A 15,404-nucleotide genomic window follows, 5' to 3' on the forward strand; every position below is an offset into this window, starting at 1 on the left:
GAGGAAAGTCATGACCACGCGTTCCGAGTACACCACCCGCCTGATCGCCCTGCTGGAGCAGATGTCGACGTCCCAGGACGAGGCCCTGGACCGGGTGGCCCACCAGTGTGCCGACACCCTCGAGCGCAAGGGCCTGGTCCACCTCTTCGGGAGTGGACACTCCGTCATCCCGACGCTCGAGGCCTTCCCGCGCTACGGAAGCTTCGTCGGTCTGAACCCGCTCAACGACCCACGCCTGATGTGGCACAACGTGCTCGGCCCCGGTGGTGTCAGGGAGCTGCTGTGGCTCGAGCGCACGGAGAACTACATCGACAAGTTCCTCGACCACGAGCCGCTCGCGGCAGGTGACGTGATCGTCATCTACTCGCACAGCGGGCTGAACGCCGTCGGCATCGACGCAGCCCTCTACGCCAAGGCGCGCGGCCTGTTCGTCGTTGCCGTCAGCGCGGGCTCGAGCCTGTCGAGGCCCGTGTCGCACTCCAGCGGCAAGCGACTCGCCGACATCGCCGACGTCATGATCGACACGGGCTCCCCGGTCGAGGACGCGATCGTGCCGGTCGAGGGATGGGACCGTCCTCTCGGCGGTTCCTCCACCGTGATCGCCGCCGTCGTCTCGCACGAGATCATCTGCCGGACCGGAGCGGTGCTGGCAGGGCGAGGAATCACCGTCGAGACGTTCGTCTCGCCCACCGTTCCCGGTGCGACGCTCTCGTCGAATGACGAGGTCTTCGCCGAGCACGAGCGCTACCTGCACGCGGCGCGCGGTCGCAAGTTCCAGAACTGATGCTTCCCCCTCTCCCAGGTGTCGCGGACGGGCTCGATGTCCGTCCGCGACGCCTCGGCGTCGCCCAGTGGTTCGACGGCCACACCCTGCGTCCAGGTGACATCGAGATCTCCGGCGACGTCATCACCGCAGTCGGGCTACCGCCCGGACGGGCCGGGATCGCGGCCCCCGGCTTCGTGGACCTCCAGGTCAATGGCTACCGGGGGGTCGACGCCCTGTCCTCGGATGACGACGCCGTCGCCGGGCTTCGGCAGGTCCTTCCCGCGACCGGCGTCACGGCCTTCGCCCTCACGCTCATCAGCGCCCCGGTCGCGGACGTCGACCGGGGACTGGCTCGTATCGCGACCATTCGCCAGACCCAGAGTCGTCCGGACGCCCGAGCCGGAGCCACTCTTCTCGGGGCACACCTCGAGGGCCCCTTCCTCTCCCCGAGGTACCCAGGCGCCCACGCCGTCGAGCACCTGCTCCAGGCGCGACCCGATCTGGTCGAACGTTGGCTGGCCACCGGCGCGCTCGTCGCGGTGACGCTGGCACCCGAGCTAAGCGGCAGCGCAGAGGCGATCATGGCTCTGACCGACGCAGGTGTGATGGTCAGCCTCGGCCACTGCGACGCGACCGGCGCCGAGGCTGCCGCGGCGTTCGACCGTGGAGCGTCCGCGCTCACCCACGCGATGAACGCCCACCGCCCGCTCGTCGCGCGGGACCCCGGACCACTGGGCGTGGCGCTCACCCGGCCCGACGTCGTGCTCATGGTCATCGCCGACGGGATCCACCTCGACCCCGTCGTCCTGACACTGCTCCAGCAGGCGGCACCTGGGCGCATCGGCCTGATCACCGACAGCATCGTCGCGTCGGGACTCGGCGACGGAACCTACCGCTACGGACCCATCGAGGTGACGGTCGCCGGTGGCAAGGCCACGACGGCTGACGGTCGACTCGCCGGCAGCGTCGCGACGATGGACACCGCAGTCCGCACAGCGGCGTTGCGGTGGGGTGCAGACCGCGCACTCGCCGCTGCGACGAGCGTGCCGGCCACGCTCATCTCGCGCCCGGACCTCGGTCGTCTCGCGGTGGGCGCTACAGCTGATGTCGTCGTCCTCGACGACGCACTCGTCGTCCGACGCACGTTCTGCGCGGGACGCCTCGCTCATGAAGCATCCGGGGATCGAACCCTCTCGACCCGTTGACTACCCGATACGCGGCGGCGAGCTCTGCTGGAGTGCGGCCGCCCACGGCTCGTGACGGCTGGGCGCAGCATGGGCGCGCCGATGGGTGACCTCGTGGGTGAGGTGATGAGAACAGATCGTTCCGGTCGCGCACGAGAGTGACTCCCCGCATGAGGTCGGGCTGTCACGGCCGGTGCAGCGTGCGCATCGGCGCCTCACCTGCCCCCCGCAACGACGACGAGCTCTTCTCTCTCGCCCGAGGGCACCACGAACGAGGTCAGGAAGTGGGTGAGGAGCTCGTCGGTGAGGGGGAAGGCGGCGTTGGCGTCGAGGCGCCCTGCCCGTAGGACAGCCGTTCTCGCAGGACGGCTTCGTCCGCCGTGAGGTAGACCAGTCGCCAGCGGCCGCCGGCGTGCTCGACCAGGTGCTTGCACTCGTCACGTCGTGCGCGTTGCCACAGGCTCGAGTCGAGGACGACATCGTGGCCTTGTGCCACGAGTTCGGTCAGGCGTTCGTCGAGGGACCGGGTCGCGTCCGCGCTGTGGGTCTCGTAGGTGGAGGAGTCGTAGTCGATGCCGAACCGGCCGAAGCGTTCCCAGATCTCCTCGTCGACCGAGAGCCGGACGTAGCCCTGCGCCGCGAGCGCCCGGGAGTACGTGGTCTTCCCCGATCCGGCCACCCCGCACAGCAGGACCACCTCCGGGCGACGGTCCTCCTGAGTCATCTCACCAGGATCACCGGCGCCCCGACCGTTGTCACCTTCCGCATCGCAGTGACCACACAACGCCATACCGGTCAGTGCGCGATGGGTCCCGTGTCGTCGCGGAACCCGCTGCTGGCGCGTCATTCCGGGCTCCGCGGACGAGCACGCGCACCGCGTCACTGCAGGCGACGTGGGGTGTCACGACCTCGTCGTGCTGGTTCGAACGGGACGTCGAGTCCCACCTTGCCGTCGCGTCCGACGACTAGTCTGGCCGGGTCGACGGCGCACGCAGCGCGCCGAGGGGGGAATCGGCAAGAAGACCGATGGACGAATTCGTGAACGAGGCACCCGCTCAGGGGCGTGTGCCGGACGGCGCCTTGGGCATCACACAGCCGGTGAGCAGCGGTCGGTCCGCCCCGTCCTGGGCTGAGGTCCTGGTGGGCGCGGTCGCGGCAGTGGTCGGGCTGGCGCCTTGGCTCATCGCCGGCGCGCGCCTGCCCTTGCAGAACCTCTGGGAGGGCGGGATCCCGGTCGATGCGCCCGTCGTGCTGCTCCCCTTCAGCCAGTACAAGGTGACGTCGATCTTCGCGTTGCTCGTCGTGGGCGGGGCGCTCGCGGGCGTCGCGGCGCGCGTGCTGGTCTCTCGCGGCGATGGTCGGGGGTCGGCGCTGCGGGTGGGCAGTGGGCTCCTCGCCGTACAGCTGTTCGCTGCCGTGCAGACCGTCACGGCCGTGGGCACGGGCCTGCGGGGCGGGCGGGACTCGGCGGTGTACCTCGCGGGGATCGGTGGCGGGCTCGCCTGCTGCCTCCTTGTCAGTGTCGGCGCGTTCGCCCTCATCGCGCTGGCTCCGCGTGCCGGAGCGCTGGTCGGCCTGGCGATCGGCGCGATCGCCACCGGGCTGTGGCTGCCGATCGCCTTCATCGACCCGACCGGCTCCACGTCGGCCCCGATGTGGCTCCTCCGCGCGTTCACCTACGCCTTGCCGATCCTCGTCGGGGTGGCGATCGCCTGGGCCGGCGTGCGGACGGTCGGCAGGGCCGTGTCGGCGATGGCGAGTCTCGCGCTGGTCTGGCTGGCTCCGCCCCTCACAGCAGCGGTCGGGAATGCGCTCGGCTCGCGCATCCTCGCGCGTGACCTGGCGGGAATGCTCGACTACGGCGTGGGCATCTTCCGGCAGTACGCCACGGACGCCACGCTGGTACGAGAGCCGCTGGCCCTCGCGGTGGCCGTAGCGGTCGTCGGGCTCGTCGGGCGCGGGGTTCTCGTGCGGCGGTCGGAACTCGCACCGCGCACGTGTTGACGCAGTCCGCCGGCGTCGATCAGGCCTCGCCGGAGGCCCCGTACAGTGCCCGTCCTGCTTCGCCGTGGTGACCGCGACGTGGAAGGTCGTCGTGCGGTGGTCGGCGAGACCGGACCAGGGAACCGGTGGCCGTGCGCGCTGTCCGGGGCGCGGACCTCGGAGGTCGGCAGGTGCATGGTGCGCGTGCGCGGGTCTCACCACCCCCAGGAGGCGTCCGGGTGCAGGTCCGGGCAGTCCGAGGCGCCGTCCGCGAGCTTCTCGAAGTGCCACATCTCGTTCGCGTAGGTGCGGCACAGCCCGAACTCCCGTGCGTGCGTACCGAGCCAGAGCGCTCCTGCGGTCGGGCCCACGTCGATCGCGAGCCCCTTCACGTGCTCGGACGTCTCCGGTGGCAGCGCCCAGCGGTGTGCCTCGGTGACCGATCCGTAGTGGGCGATCGACTGGTCGACCAGGACCTGCTGCTCCGCGGCGGACCGCCACCCCGATGTGAGGGTCAGCTCGACGCCGTCGGCCGCAGCGGCTCGCTGCGCTGCCGCGAACCGGCGCGCGAGCTCCGCGTCGAGCCGGGTGGCGGTCTCCTGCTGGTGCGTCGGGTCCTCGACCGGCGGCTGCGGGCGTGCGGACGGCGGCGCCGCAGCAGAGACGGGCACTCCCGCGGTCGCCAGGCCGTTCACTGCGCCCCGGGCTGCTGCCGTGTCGGGTCCCCACAGGAAGTACCCGACACCCCCGGCCAGCACGGCCAGCAGCGCGAATCCGGCAGCTGAGCGCCGGCGCCGTCGAACCTGTGAGGCGCGTGAGCCGTTGATGTACGTCGTCATACCGACAGCGTCGCGGGAGCGGGGTACCAGCCGCGTCGCCCGGTGGGCCCATCGAGCCTCTGCGGCGGGCCACCTTGTGGACCCCCGCCGGTGATCCGCAGGTGGAGATCGGGGCGCACGGGCCCCACCCTGGGGTGGGCGTGATGCGGGCAGGGACCATGCCGGCGACGGCCGCGGGGGCTGCGGGGCGCGGCGTAGCCTCGCCGTGTGGCGACGTCTGCTGACTCCCGGTCCGTACGGCAGGACGTCGCCGTCGCTGTCGCCGTCGGTGCACTGTGGTTCCTCACCGTGTCGGTGGCCTCCGGCTGGGACTACTGGCACCCGCTGTGGATCACGTCGTACTGGTGGGCCGGGGTCTGGCTCGTGATGACGTTGACATTCCGCAGGCTCGCGCCAGGAGTGGCGTTCTGGGCGACGTCCGTCGTCTACCCGGTCACATACCTCGGGCTCGTGCAGGGCAGCGGCCTGCAGTCCGACTTCCATGTCCTGCCTCTGCTCGTCGCGTCGTTCGCTGTGACGAGGGCTGCCGCAGTCCCCGTCTGGCTGGCCGGCCCGGTCTCGGTGGGGTCGATCGTCGTGCTCGAGGCGGGGCTGGGCGGTTTCTCCGTCCTCCTGCAGGACGGGGATGTGCTCGCCGTCAGCACCCACCCGTCCCACGCGTTGCTGCTCGCCACCCTGGCGAGCGCGGCGACGGTGCTCGGCACCCTGTTCCAGCGGCTCGCGGCGACCAGCGCGTCCCTCGCCCAGCGCAACCTCGAGCTCGAGGCGCTGCAGGACCTGCGGGCGCGGGAGGCCGTGCGCTTCGAGCGCACCCGGATCGCCCGCGAGCTGCATGATGTCGTCGCACACCACGTGAGCGCGATCGTGGTGCGCGCGCAGGCGGCGGACCACGTCGGTGACACCGACCCCGAGGCGTACGCGACGCCGTGCGGTGGATCGCGCCGGCCGGTCGTGAGGCTCTCGACTCGATGCGTTCGGTGGTGCGGGTGCTGCGGGACGATCACGCCGGTGAGGTCGACATGACCCCCGCCGGTCTTGTCCGCCTGCTTGCGGACCAGACGACCCCGATGGCGCCGCAGCCGGGTCTTGCCGACCTGGCGGGTGTCGTCGAGCGGGTGCGCGGAGCGGGGCTGGAGGTCAACGCCGAGCTGCCTGCGGTGATGCCGGACTGCTCGTCGGCCGTCGGGCTGGCGGTGGTGCGTGTCGCGCAGGAGGCGCTGACGAACGTGCTGGTGCACTCGGGTGCCAGCGGCGCCGACCTCCGACTCTCGGCGCTCCCGGGGAGCCTGGTGCTGCAGGTGCGGGACCCCGGGCCGGCGCGGCAGGAGACCGGCGAGGTCCGACAGCGGCACGGTCTGCTGCACATGCGCGAGCGCGCCGCGGCGTGCGGCGGCACGGTCACCGCGGGTCGTGCCGACAACGGGGAGTGGGTCGTGATGATGAAGGTGCCGTACGCCGATGCATGAGGGGACCCCGATGACGGAACTGCCGCCGACCGGTGCGCCCACCGCCGTGCGCGTGCTGATCGCGGACGACCAGCCGATGATCCGACTGGGCCTGCGCATGATCGTCGACCACGAGCCGGACACCGAGACGGTGGGCGAGGTGGGCGACGGTGCCGCAGCGGTGGACCTTGCGCGCCGTGTGCGGCCGGACGTGGTGCTCATGGACATCCGCATGCCAGGGATCGACGGGGTCGAGGCGACCCGACTCATCCGCGCGGATCCAGAGCTCGAAGGGGTGCGGGTCGTCGCCTTGACCACCTTCGACGACGAGGAGTACGTCACAGGTGCGCTGCGCGCGGGAGCGGATGCGTTCCTGCTCAAGGACACCGACCCGGCGACGCTCATCGCCGCCGTGCACCGCGTCCACGCAGGAGGCAGCCTGCTCGACCCGGCAGTCACGGCGCTCGTGCTGGGGCAGTGGCGCAGCTGGGGGCGCGGGCAGCGCGGGAGCGAGCAGGTCCCCGCCGCCGTCGGCACGTTGACCCCGCGCGAGCTCGAGGTGCTGCTCGCCGTGGCACGTGGGGGCGCCAACGTCGACATCGCGACCGAGCTGGGGGTGTCGACCACGACGGTCAAGGCTCACGTGCACACGTTGCTGCGCAAGCTCGGGTGCACGGCGCGCGCGCAGCTGGTGGTGCTCGCCTACGAGTCGGGGCTCGTGGTGCCGCGGGAAGAGGCCTGAGAGACGGTCCGGCCACCCGGCGGAACGTCAGGCTCCGTTCGGACGATCGCGTCGGGCCGGCGCATCGTCCCCACGCGCGGGTGCCCTTGCTCGCACGCCGGCGGCACCGAGGGGTGGCAAGGCACTCGCCCGGGCCTTCTGGCATCGACGACCGCGATCGGGTCGAGGTGGTCGCGCCAGTGCGCGACCTTGTGTTCCGTGACGGTGACGACGGAGACGATGTGGTCTTCTTGTGCGGGTCCCACCAGTTCACCGGCGCCGAGCCAGGTCAGCAGGCCATCGTGGATCGCGTCCGGACGCCCGTTGCACGTGCTGGTCAACAACGCGGCGGTGCTGTTCAGGCCCGAGCCGCGCCTCGACGCCCGCGCGCGTCGTCAACGTGACCTCTGGCGCCGCCCGGTTCGGCGAGATCCGCTGGGCCGACCTCGACTTCGCGACCGGGTACCACCCTGCGGCGGCGTATGCGCAGTCCAAGCGGGCGAACACTCTGTTCACCGTCGAGCTCGACCGCCGCTACGCCGAGGACGGCATCCGGGCCTTCGCCGCACACCCCGGGGTTGCCCCAGCTACTACCGCGGTCGACCCTCCACGAGCCGTCCTGGGGAGGCGTGAAGTCGCCCCTGGCCGAACGTGGAGAGCCGGCGTCGTCCCACCAGTCCTCGCACCAGTGGAAGACGTTCCCCGCCATGTCGAGTGCGCCGTAAGGTGACGCGCCTGTCGGGAAGCTTCCGACCGGTGAGGTGCAGGGGAATGAGCGAGCGTGGTCAGGTCGAGCGTGTGGCGCGCGGGGGTGGTTGCCATCCTTCCTCGTCCCTGATCGCCCGCATGATTCGCCGACTGATCTCACGCAGCTGCCGGGTCTGAGGTTGTGTCAGCGGGTCGAGGACCAACCGGTGCACGGTGCGCTCGTGGCCCGGGGTGGCCTGGTCGACCTTCCGCTGTCCCAGATCGGTGAGGATGGCCAGGGTGTATCGCCCGTCGGTGGGGTCGGGGACGCGTCGCACCCACGCCTTCGACTCGAGTCGCGACGCCGCGCGGGACAGTCGCGACAGTGAGCTGTTGGCGTAGCCGGCCAGGACGCTCATGCGGAGCGTCTGGTCGGGAGCGCTGGCGAGCGCGTACAGGACTCCGTACTCGAAGTGGGTCAGATCGGCGTCGCGCCCCAGCTGGGTGTCGAGGGCTGCGGGTAGCCACTCCAGGACGGTGGCCAGAGCGGCCCAGGTCTGGAGGTCCTCGCCGCTGAGCCCTGCGGAGTCCTCGGGGTCTGACATGGCAGCAGAGTACGTGAACCCGGGGCCCGACGTCACCGAAGTGACTTGACTGGGCAAGTGAAGACACCTACGTTTCACTTGACTGGGCAAGTGATTGCCGCCGAGTGACACCATCTGGAGCAGTGACGGGGAGACATGGATCTGCAACTGTCGGGCAAGACCGCCTTCGTGAGCGGTTCGACGCAGGGAATCGGCTTCGCGATCGCCGAGGCCCTCGTGGGTGAGGGGGTGTCGGTGGTCATCAACGGGCGCGACGAGGGCCGGCTCCGGGCCGCCGTCGACCGCCTGAAGGCCGCAGTCCCAGGGGCCGTCGTGTCGGGCGTCCCCGCCGACTTCGAGGACCCCGAGCAGGTGCGCCACCTCCTGGACTCCATGGGTGAGGTCGACATCCTGGTGAACAACGTCGGTCTGTTCGAGGTCACGCCCTTCGCGCAGATCTCCGACGACGACTGGCAGCGCTACGTCGACGTCAACGTCATGAGCGGCGTCCGACTCTCGCGACACGCGCTGCCTCACATGCTCGCCAAGGGATGGGGGCGGCTCATCTTCATCGGCAGCGAGTCGGGCGTGAACATCCCTGCTGACATGGTCCACTACGGCCTGACCAAGGCCGCGATGCTCGCCCTGAGCAACGGGCTCGCGAAGCTCACCCGCGGTACCGAGGTGACGGTCAACACGATCCTGGGTGGGCCGACCTACTCCGACGGCGTCGCGCGGGCCGTCAGCCAGATCGCGCAGGCGCAGGCGCTGCCGGCGGAGGAGCTGAAGGCGGCCATCATCGCCGGAAACCAGACGTCTCTCCTGCAGCGGTTCATCGAGCCCGCTGAGATCGCCAACCTCGCGCTCTACCTGGCCAGTCCCCTCTCGTCCGCGACCAACGGCGCGGCCCTTCGTGCTGACGGCGGAGTCCTCACAGCAACGATCTGAGGTTCCCCTCGCGGGGGCGACGAGTCGGCCGACAGCTTCGAAGAGCGCGTAGTCGCCGGCTGGCAGGCCAACGCGCGCCCGTCGGCGTGCCCGGGTGTCGGCGACGCGGAGCGCGTGCTCTGGCTCCGTAGGCGTCAGGCGGGGTCGCGATCGGCTTTCCCGGTGTCGGCGGGCAGCTCGCCGGTGTGAATCGTGTCGGTGTCGGTGTCGGCAGCGGAGGCGAGTCGTTCGGCGAGTGACCGAACCAGACCGCGAAGTGCGTCGGGGTGCTCGATGGTGAATGGGAAGCCCAGTCCCGCGAGCACGGCGGGCAGCCAGTCCAATCGCTCGGCGTGCAGCTGCACCCGGACCCAGCCGTCGAGGTGCGCGATCTCGTGCACGGTGGCGAGCCCTGCGGGGAGCTGGGACCGGACCTGCATGGGCGTGGCCTGGACCCGAAGCGAGACCGTGTGTCGGTGAGGCGCCTCGGCGAGCCCGGTCAGCACGCGGTCGGCGGGGTCGAACCCGTCGGGATGGTCGAAGCTGCCGGCCAGCAGCTCGACAGTCACGATGCGGTCCAGGCGGAAGGTGCGCGTCTCGCCGCTCGCGGAGTCTGCGCCCGTGACATACCAGCGTCCGGAGTGGGCGACGATGCCGTACGGGTGCACGGTCCGTTCGCTGCGGCCCTTGTTCGGCGAGGTGTAGCTGATGGCGACCGGCCGTCGGTCACGGACGGCTTCGGCGAGGGCGAGCAGGACGGTCGTCTCCAGCTCGATCACGGGTCGGCCGGGAACGGTGAACTCGGCGGTCGTCAGCAGCGCGTCCAGACGACGTCCGAGCGTCACGGGCAGCACGCGGCGCACCTTGGCCGCGGCGCTCTCGACCGCGGCGACGGGTGTCGTCACCACGCCCGCCCGGCGTCCGGCGGCCAGCGCCCAGAGCACGGCGAGAGCCTCGTCATCGGTGAGCATGAGGGGAGGCATCCGGTACCCGGGCGCCAGCCGGTATCCGCCGTAGCGACCTCGCACCGATTCCACCGGGACATCGAGGTCGGCCAGGTGGACGACGTAGCGACGGACGGTGCGCTCGTCGACGCCGAGCTGTGCGGCGAGGTCACCGACGGTGCGGGTGCCGCCGGCCTGCAGGATCTCGAGCAGGGCGAGCACTCGGGCCGTGGGTCTCGTCATCGCAGAAGTATCTCTCAGATACCGGGCGGAGACTGTCCGGTATCTGTCCTACCGTCCTTGCCATGACGACTCCCATCTCTTCATCTCGACGTCAGCACAGCCTGGTGTCGGTCCGTCTCATCACCGACGACGTCGCTCGCCTGGTCGACTTCTACGAGAGGGTCAGCGGCATGCCCGTCCGCTGGTCCACGCCCGACTTCGCCGAGCTGGAGACGCCGGCGGGCAGGTTGGCCATCGGCAGCACGTGCACGGTCGCGCTGTTCGGGCACGACGCCGCACGGGCCGCGGACAACCACAGCGCGATCATCGAGTTCCTGGTCGACGACGTCGACGCCGAGTACGAGCGGATCAGGCAGACGACGACCGAGGTCGTGATCACCCCGACGACGATGCCGTGGGGCAACCGGTCACTGGTGCTCCGTGACCCCGACGGCAACCTCGTCAACTTCTTCACCCCGGTGACACCCGAGGCCAGAGCGAAGTTCGGACGGTGAACGCCCCGGATCTGCCCGTGCGGGCTGTGGGTGCCGGTCAGGGGCTGTCGAACCTTGGCCGTCCTGCTCGGAGGGCACCGAACCCGTGACGGTTCAGTCCTCGTCGACGACCGCGTCGGTGTCGAGCGGGCCGGGCCGATGGTCGATGCCGTGGGGAGGGCCGATGACGGCCACGGAGATCAGGGCCACGCCCAGGTCTCGGATCTTGGTGAGCAGCCCGTGAAGCTGGGCCTGGTCCGAGATGACGCCGGTCAGCTCCGTCGTCCCGTCGTCGTGACGGGTCAGTCGAAGGTCTCCGAACCAGGCCGACCAGTGCTGGTCGAGGTGCCCGGCGACCCGAATCCGGTAGACGGTCGGCGCCTGTCGTCGGGGAGCCTGGGTCATGAGGTCCCGACCTTCGAGGTCACTCTGGGGGTTCGTCCGTTGTGGCGCCGACGGATGACGTACTCGGCGACCGCGAGGTTGACGGCCCAGCCCACCCCCAGGGACAGGTCGGTGGTCAGTGCACCGGTGCCGAAGGCCGCGTGCCCGACACCCAGGCTGAACGTCTGGGTGCCGGCGCCCAGGGCGAGCGCGTAGGCGCGGGTCATCCACGCCTGGTGGCGGGCGACGTCACCACGGCGGATCGCGGCGAAGCCGAGAGTGATGCTGGCGGCCATGCCTGACCCGAACGCGAGCCGGAACAGGAAGGCCAGCTCGCCGGTACCGGGTTGGCGGGCGTAGAACAGCGTCATCCACAGCGCCGAGAGCGCGACTGCCATGCCCAGAACCAGCACGACGCGCCCGGCGGCGCGGTGCCAGACAGGATGGCGGCGTCGGAGAGAGGCGGAGAGCTGGAGGGCGCCGAGAACGGCGTAGGCGATCGCGCTGGTGATATGGGCGACCACGGGCGCGGGCGAGGCGGTCATGCGCGGGTTCGCCGGCAGCAGGAGCGGGCCGCCGGCCAGCTCGACCAGGCGCAGAGAGCCGGCGATGGCGGGGATCAGCACGAGGCCGACCAGCGCGACGGGCACCCACCCGGTCGACCTGGTCGACCGGGTGAGGCGAGCCGCCGGGTGGACGGTCACGCGGCGCCGGCCGTGTCGAGCTGGGCGGTCACCACGTCGGGCACCGGCCGCGCCGTCGGGGCGCGCCGCTCGCTCCACAGCGAGGAGCCGAGACCGACGAGTGCGACGCCGGTCGGGATGGCGAACAACCTGAAGTTGACGTGTGGCAGCAGGGGGATCGCGAGGGTGGCGACGGCGGCGATCGCCAGGAGGGCTGCGGCCCATCGGGCGAGGACGCCGGCACGGAACAGGGCGATGCCGAAGACGAGGCCACCGGCCAGGTAGGTGACGCCGCCGAGCGCGCTGAGCTGCCCGAAGAGGCCGATGTCGCCGGTCGCGTGGCCGCCGGGAACGGCCACGGCGAGGACGTCGGTGACGTATCCGGGCGAGGTGCGGGCGATGGAGGGGAGGACGACCACGCCGATGGCCTCGGTGGCGAACATGAGGACGAAGCCGGTGGCGAGGACGAGGTAGCCGATCAGGCCGAGGACTCCGCTCCGCTTCACCTGGTGCAGGTACATGCCGGTGATGCCGGCGAGCGACAGGGCCGCGAACAGCAGCTTCAGTGCCTGGCGGACCTTCCACTCGGTCGTGGAGATGAAGGTGAGGTCCAGGTGGGGGTGGTTGATCTGGACCCCGATGTACAGCAGACCCCCGACGACGGCGGCGATGCCGGCCGCGCGGGTCAGGGTGGTGTTCGTGATGCTCATGTCCGGCTCCGTGGTCCGTGAGTGTCCGCAGCAGGCGCCGCGGGATGACTCGAAAGCTACGGACGGACGTGGTGGCCGGGCATCACCACATGATGTGAGTGACCTGGTGAGAGTCGCTTCCCGACCGGCTACAGCAAGCCGCGTTCGCGTGCGAGGCGCACGGCCGCGCGACGGTTCGTGACGTCGAGCTTGGTGAAGATCCGCTTGGTGTGGCTGCGCAGCGTGTTGAGCGTGACGAACAGCTCGCGGGCGATCTGCGGACCGGTCAGCTCACTCTCGAGCAGTCGGAGCACCTGCCGTTCCCGCTCGCTCAGCGGCTCGGTCACCGATGACGCCGGGCGACCAGGGCCAGGGGTGCCGACGTCGCCCGACACCTCGAGGCCGAGCAGGCGACGCGCGTGGTCCCGCGCGGGGCCCCGCCTGGCGGCGTCACGGAGCAGCGCCGTCATGGGGTCGCCCTCGTCCAGGAAGAGCCGCGCCCAGGCGTCGGGCTCGGGCATCTGCGCCCAGGTGTCGCCGAGCGACCGCAGGGCCTGCTGCCGCTGTCCCCGAGCGTCCTGTGCCAGTGCGGTGAGCATCGTGATCTCGGCGAGACTCCCGGCACGACCGGACGTCTCGGCTGCCTCACGTAGCCTCGTCAACAGGTGCTCCGCCTGACGGAGCGCGTCGGGGTCGGGCTGTTCGCGGTGCTGCGCGAGGAGCAGCCGGACCAGGGTGAGGTGATCGAACTCGCGCAGGTAGCCCACCTCGTCCGTGGCGGCCACGCCGCGGTCACGCGCCCAGTCGGCGGCCCGCGTCAGCTCGCCCTGCGTGATCAGGACCCGGGCCCTCATCGCTGCGATGGGCCGCACATCAGGGAAGAAGCCGTGGAGGTAGACACGCTCCGCCTGGTCCAGGAAGTCCAGTGCCTGCTCCGGGTCGCCCTCTGCCCCGGCCACCCGTCCCATCGCCACGAACCATCGGTAGCGGCTCTCGGTCAGGGACGCGTGCTCGTCGAACGCTGCGGCGGTCTCGAGGCGCCGCCTGGCGCCCTCGAGGTCGCCGGCTTCGTAGTCCAGCTCGCTGAGCCCCACGTGCAGGTCAGGGATCGCCCGCAGGACGGGCGCGCCTGGCGTCTGTGCCACGTGAAGTGCGCGTTCGTAGAGTCGCCGTGCCGTGCCCGGGCGACCCGCCGTGAGCCACATGTCGGCGAGCACCACGGTGCTGGTGAGCTCGTCGACGAGGTTGCCTCCCGCGTGCAGGCTCGCCACCGCCTGAGCGAACGTCTCCAGCGCGCTCGACACGTCCCCCCTCGCCCACGCGGCGAGACCGAGGAACCCGGCCGCGCCGCCGCGCGCGAGATGGTCGTCGGGGCCGGCCAGTGCGAGCGCGCGCCGAGCGTGCTCCGCCGTGCCCGCTGTGTCACCCCGTGCCTGCGCGAGCGAGGCGCGGTAGATGGCGATGGTCGCCGGCAACGTGCGCAGCTCTTCGGTCCTCGCCCAGGGCGGAGCCGACCCTTCCGCCACCGTGGCCATCGCGCGTTCCGCTGCGTCGAAGAATGGCTCGGCCGCCTCGGAGTTCCCGGAGACCATGAGCATGTAGCCGTAGAAGACGCTGAGCACCGGGCTGCGCCGCACGGCGTCGTCGGGCAGCTGCTTCAGCCACCCGAGCATCACCTGGTCCTGCCGGTCACGCCGGATCGTCGGCGCGGCGAGCTCCATGAGGTGCACCGCACGGTCGACGTCCCGGGCGGCCAGTGCGTGCCGCACCGCGTCCTGGACGCGATCGTGGCTCTCGAACCACCGGCTGGCGCGATCGTGCAGCAGCGGGACCAGGTCCGGTTGCTCGGCGAGCATCCGCGCCCGCAGGACGTCGGCGAACAGGTGGTGGTAGCGGAACCACTCCCGCCGATCGTCCAGGGGCACGAGGAAGAGGTTGGCCCGCTCGAGGCCCAGGAGCACGTCTCGGCCGTCGTCGCGACCGACGACGGCGTCACAGAGCGGACCCGTGAATCGGTCGAGAACCGAGGAGCGGAGCAGGAACTCGCGCACAGGCTCGCTCTGGTGCGCGAGGACCTCCTCCACGAGGTAGTCGACGATGTACCGGTCCGTCCCGGCGAACCGGGCGATGAAGCTGCTGACGTCCTCACGTCCCCGGATGGACAGGGCTGCAAGCTGGAGCGCGGCGATCCACCCCTCGGTGCGCTCCTCGAGGGTCTCCACATCCGCGGCGGTGAGGCGCAGCCCGGTCGCGTCGTTGAGGTACGCAGCGGCCTCCGCGGACGTGAACCGCAGGTCGGCCGCACGGATCTCGACCACCTCCCCACGGACCCGCCATCGAGACAGTGGCAGGTCCGGGTCGGCGCGGGTGCTGAGCACGACGTGCACGTTCGGGGGAGATGCTCCACCAGGAAGGCCATCGCTCGGCCGACCTCGTGGCTGTCCACCAGGTGGTAGTCGTCGAGGACGAGCCACACCTCTCTCGGTGCCGCGGCAAGGTCGTTGAGCAGCTCGGTGAGTGCGGGTTCGGTCACCGCGGGGGACGAGCCGATGAGCTCCAGCGCACCCGATCCGATGCCGGGCAGAGCGCCCTGGAGCGCGGCAACGACGTACGTCCAGAAGGTCGCGGGTGCGCTGTCCGCAGCGTCGAGGGAGAGCCACGCCACGCAGCGGTCCACGCCCGGTGCCTCGTGCAGCCAGTCGGCCAAGAGGGTCGTCTTGCCGAATCCGGCTGGGGCCGACAGCAGTGTCAGTCTGGAGTCGGCACTTCGACGGACACTCTCCAGGAGCCGTGGGCGTTCCACCAGACCCCGTCGCAGCGTCGGGACGTACAGCTTCGTCGCAATCAGGGGA

At 70.9% G+C, this 15,404-nt stretch carries 17 protein-coding genes; 8 read left to right on the forward strand and 9 right to left on the reverse strand.

All coding sequences use genetic code 11. From position 1 onward, the window contains the following. Nucleotides 1-10 precede the first annotated feature (10 nt). Nucleotides 11-784 (forward strand): sugar isomerase domain-containing protein, encoded by a 774-nt coding sequence (locus LJB74_RS14030; RefSeq protein WP_259309121.1) that lies wholly within the window; start codon nt 11-13, stop codon nt 782-784. Then, on the forward strand, nt 784-1,971 hold the full coding sequence (locus tag LJB74_RS14035) for an N-acetylglucosamine-6-phosphate deacetylase (RefSeq protein WP_259309122.1): 1,188 nt from the start codon (nt 784-786) through the stop codon (nt 1,969-1,971). The genes LJB74_RS14030 and LJB74_RS14035 overlap by 1 nt, the downstream gene beginning before the upstream one ends. Before the next feature lie 256 nt (nt 1,972-2,227). On the opposite strand, the gene LJB74_RS14040 is transcribed toward LJB74_RS14035, so the two are convergent. After that, on the reverse strand, nt 2,228-2,674 hold the full coding sequence (locus LJB74_RS14040; protein WP_259309123.1) for an ATP-binding protein: 447 nt from the start codon (nt 2,672-2,674) through the stop codon (nt 2,228-2,230). Nucleotides 2,675-2,976: 302 nt separating this feature from the next. On the opposite strand from LJB74_RS14040, the gene LJB74_RS14045 reads away from it, so the two are divergent. After that, nucleotides 2,977-3,954: a hypothetical protein gene (locus tag LJB74_RS14045; protein WP_259309124.1), complete on the forward strand. Its 978-nt coding sequence runs from the start codon at nt 2,977-2,979 to the stop codon at nt 3,952-3,954. A gap of 194 nt (nt 3,955-4,148) precedes the next feature. Here LJB74_RS14045 and LJB74_RS14050 read toward each other — a convergent pair whose 3' ends face one another. Further along, nucleotides 4,149-4,772 carry a D-alanyl-D-alanine carboxypeptidase family protein gene (locus LJB74_RS14050; RefSeq protein ID WP_259309125.1) on the reverse strand — a complete coding sequence of 208 codons (624 nt, stop codon included), beginning with the start codon at nt 4,770-4,772 and terminating at the stop codon, nt 4,149-4,151. A 207-nt stretch (nt 4,773-4,979) separates the two neighbouring features. Here LJB74_RS14050 and LJB74_RS14055 point away from each other — a divergent pair, with 207 nt between their 5' ends. From LJB74_RS14055 to LJB74_RS14065, 3 genes are read left to right on the forward strand one after another with little or no spacing between them, the layout of a single operon-like run. Next, nucleotides 4,980-5,795, forward strand: coding sequence for a sensor histidine kinase (locus tag LJB74_RS14055; protein ID WP_259309126.1), 816 nt, complete (start codon nt 4,980-4,982; stop codon nt 5,793-5,795). Continuing rightward, a complete protein-coding gene (locus tag LJB74_RS14060; protein ID WP_259309127.1) occupies nt 5,792-6,238 on the forward strand; it encodes a sensor histidine kinase in 447 nt (148 codons plus the stop codon). Before LJB74_RS14055 ends, LJB74_RS14060 begins: the two co-directional genes overlap by 4 nt. 10 nt (nt 6,239-6,248) lie before the next feature. Beyond that, entirely contained in the window at nt 6,249-6,959 is a 711-nt protein-coding gene (locus tag LJB74_RS14065; RefSeq protein WP_259309128.1) for a response regulator transcription factor, read from the forward strand. A 337-nt stretch (nt 6,960-7,296) separates the two neighbouring features. Here LJB74_RS14065 and LJB74_RS14070 read toward each other — a convergent pair whose 3' ends face one another. Next, nucleotides 7,297-7,806 (reverse strand): formylglycine-generating enzyme family protein, encoded by a 510-nt coding sequence (locus LJB74_RS14070; RefSeq protein WP_259309129.1) that lies wholly within the window; start codon nt 7,804-7,806, stop codon nt 7,297-7,299. Then, on the reverse strand, nt 7,724-8,230 hold the full coding sequence (locus LJB74_RS14075) for a MarR family winged helix-turn-helix transcriptional regulator (RefSeq protein ID WP_259309130.1): 507 nt from the start codon (nt 8,228-8,230) through the stop codon (nt 7,724-7,726). Before LJB74_RS14075 ends, LJB74_RS14070 begins: the two co-directional genes overlap by 83 nt. Before the next feature lie 135 nt (nt 8,231-8,365). On the opposite strand from LJB74_RS14075, the gene LJB74_RS14080 reads away from it, so the two are divergent. After that, nucleotides 8,366-9,157 carry an SDR family NAD(P)-dependent oxidoreductase gene (locus LJB74_RS14080; protein WP_259309131.1) on the forward strand — a complete coding sequence of 264 codons (792 nt, stop codon included), beginning with the start codon at nt 8,366-8,368 and terminating at the stop codon, nt 9,155-9,157. Between the two features lie 134 nt (nt 9,158-9,291). Here LJB74_RS14080 and LJB74_RS14085 read toward each other — a convergent pair whose 3' ends face one another. Beyond that, nucleotides 9,292-10,323, reverse strand: a complete 1,032-nt coding sequence (locus tag LJB74_RS14085; RefSeq protein WP_259309132.1) for a YafY family protein — start codon at nt 10,321-10,323, stop codon at nt 9,292-9,294. 62 nt (nt 10,324-10,385) lie between these two features. Between LJB74_RS14085 and LJB74_RS14090 the strand changes: the two genes are divergently transcribed. Next, a complete protein-coding gene (locus LJB74_RS14090) occupies nt 10,386-10,817 on the forward strand; it encodes a VOC family protein (RefSeq protein WP_259309133.1) in 432 nt (143 codons plus the stop codon). Between the two features lie 93 nt (nt 10,818-10,910). Here LJB74_RS14090 and LJB74_RS14095 read toward each other — a convergent pair whose 3' ends face one another. From LJB74_RS14095 to LJB74_RS14110, 4 genes are all read right to left on the reverse strand, one after another. Beyond that, nucleotides 10,911-11,201 carry a hypothetical protein gene (locus LJB74_RS14095; RefSeq protein ID WP_259309134.1) on the reverse strand — a complete coding sequence of 97 codons (291 nt, stop codon included), beginning with the start codon at nt 11,199-11,201 and terminating at the stop codon, nt 10,911-10,913. Then, nucleotides 11,198-11,830 carry a DUF2306 domain-containing protein gene (locus LJB74_RS14100; RefSeq protein ID WP_259309135.1) on the reverse strand — a complete coding sequence of 211 codons (633 nt, stop codon included), beginning with the start codon at nt 11,828-11,830 and terminating at the stop codon, nt 11,198-11,200. Before LJB74_RS14100 ends, LJB74_RS14095 begins: the two co-directional genes overlap by 4 nt. Before the next feature lie 50 nt (nt 11,831-11,880). After that, nucleotides 11,881-12,573, reverse strand: a complete 693-nt coding sequence (locus LJB74_RS14105; protein WP_259309136.1) for a hypothetical protein — start codon at nt 12,571-12,573, stop codon at nt 11,881-11,883. A gap of 128 nt (nt 12,574-12,701) precedes the next feature. After that, complete coding sequence (locus LJB74_RS14110; RefSeq protein WP_259309137.1) at nt 12,702-14,930, reverse strand: LuxR C-terminal-related transcriptional regulator; 2,229 nt, start codon at nt 14,928-14,930, stop codon at nt 12,702-12,704. Between the last annotated feature and the right edge of the window lie 474 nt (nt 14,931-15,404).

This window comes from Cellulomonas sp. P24, assembly GCF_024704385.1.
In the GTDB taxonomy this organism is placed as follows: domain Bacteria; phylum Actinomycetota; class Actinomycetes; order Actinomycetales; family Cellulomonadaceae; genus JAJDFX01.

Coding starts and splice junctions, on each gene's coding strand:
- LJB74_RS14085 (WP_259309132.1), bottom strand. CDS start 10,323: ATGACGAGACCCACGGCCCGAGTGCTCGCCCTGCTCGAGATCCTGCAG.
- LJB74_RS14105 (WP_259309136.1), bottom strand. CDS start 12,573: ATGAGCATCACGAACACCACCCTGACCCGCGCGGCCGGCATCGCCGCC.
- LJB74_RS14040 (WP_259309123.1), bottom strand. CDS start 2,674: ATGACTCAGGAGGACCGTCGCCCGGAGGTGGTCCTGCTGTGCGGGGTG.
- LJB74_RS14090 (WP_259309133.1), top strand. CDS start 10,386: ATGACGACTCCCATCTCTTCATCTCGACGTCAGCACAGCCTGGTGTCG.
- LJB74_RS14060 (WP_259309127.1), top strand. CDS start 5,792: ATGACCCCCGCCGGTCTTGTCCGCCTGCTTGCGGACCAGACGACCCCG.
- LJB74_RS14030 (WP_259309121.1), top strand. CDS start 11: ATGACCACGCGTTCCGAGTACACCACCCGCCTGATCGCCCTGCTGGAG.
- LJB74_RS14075 (WP_259309130.1), bottom strand. CDS start 8,230: ATGTCAGACCCCGAGGACTCCGCAGGGCTCAGCGGCGAGGACCTCCAG.
- LJB74_RS14045 (WP_259309124.1), top strand. CDS start 2,977: ATGGACGAATTCGTGAACGAGGCACCCGCTCAGGGGCGTGTGCCGGAC.
- LJB74_RS14050 (WP_259309125.1), bottom strand. CDS start 4,772: ATGACGACGTACATCAACGGCTCACGCGCCTCACAGGTTCGACGGCGC.
- LJB74_RS14080 (WP_259309131.1), top strand. CDS start 8,366: ATGGATCTGCAACTGTCGGGCAAGACCGCCTTCGTGAGCGGTTCGACG.
- LJB74_RS14095 (WP_259309134.1), bottom strand. CDS start 11,201: ATGACCCAGGCTCCCCGACGACAGGCGCCGACCGTCTACCGGATTCGG.
- LJB74_RS14035 (WP_259309122.1), top strand. CDS start 784: ATGCTTCCCCCTCTCCCAGGTGTCGCGGACGGGCTCGATGTCCGTCCG.
- LJB74_RS14065 (WP_259309128.1), top strand. CDS start 6,249: ATGACGGAACTGCCGCCGACCGGTGCGCCCACCGCCGTGCGCGTGCTG.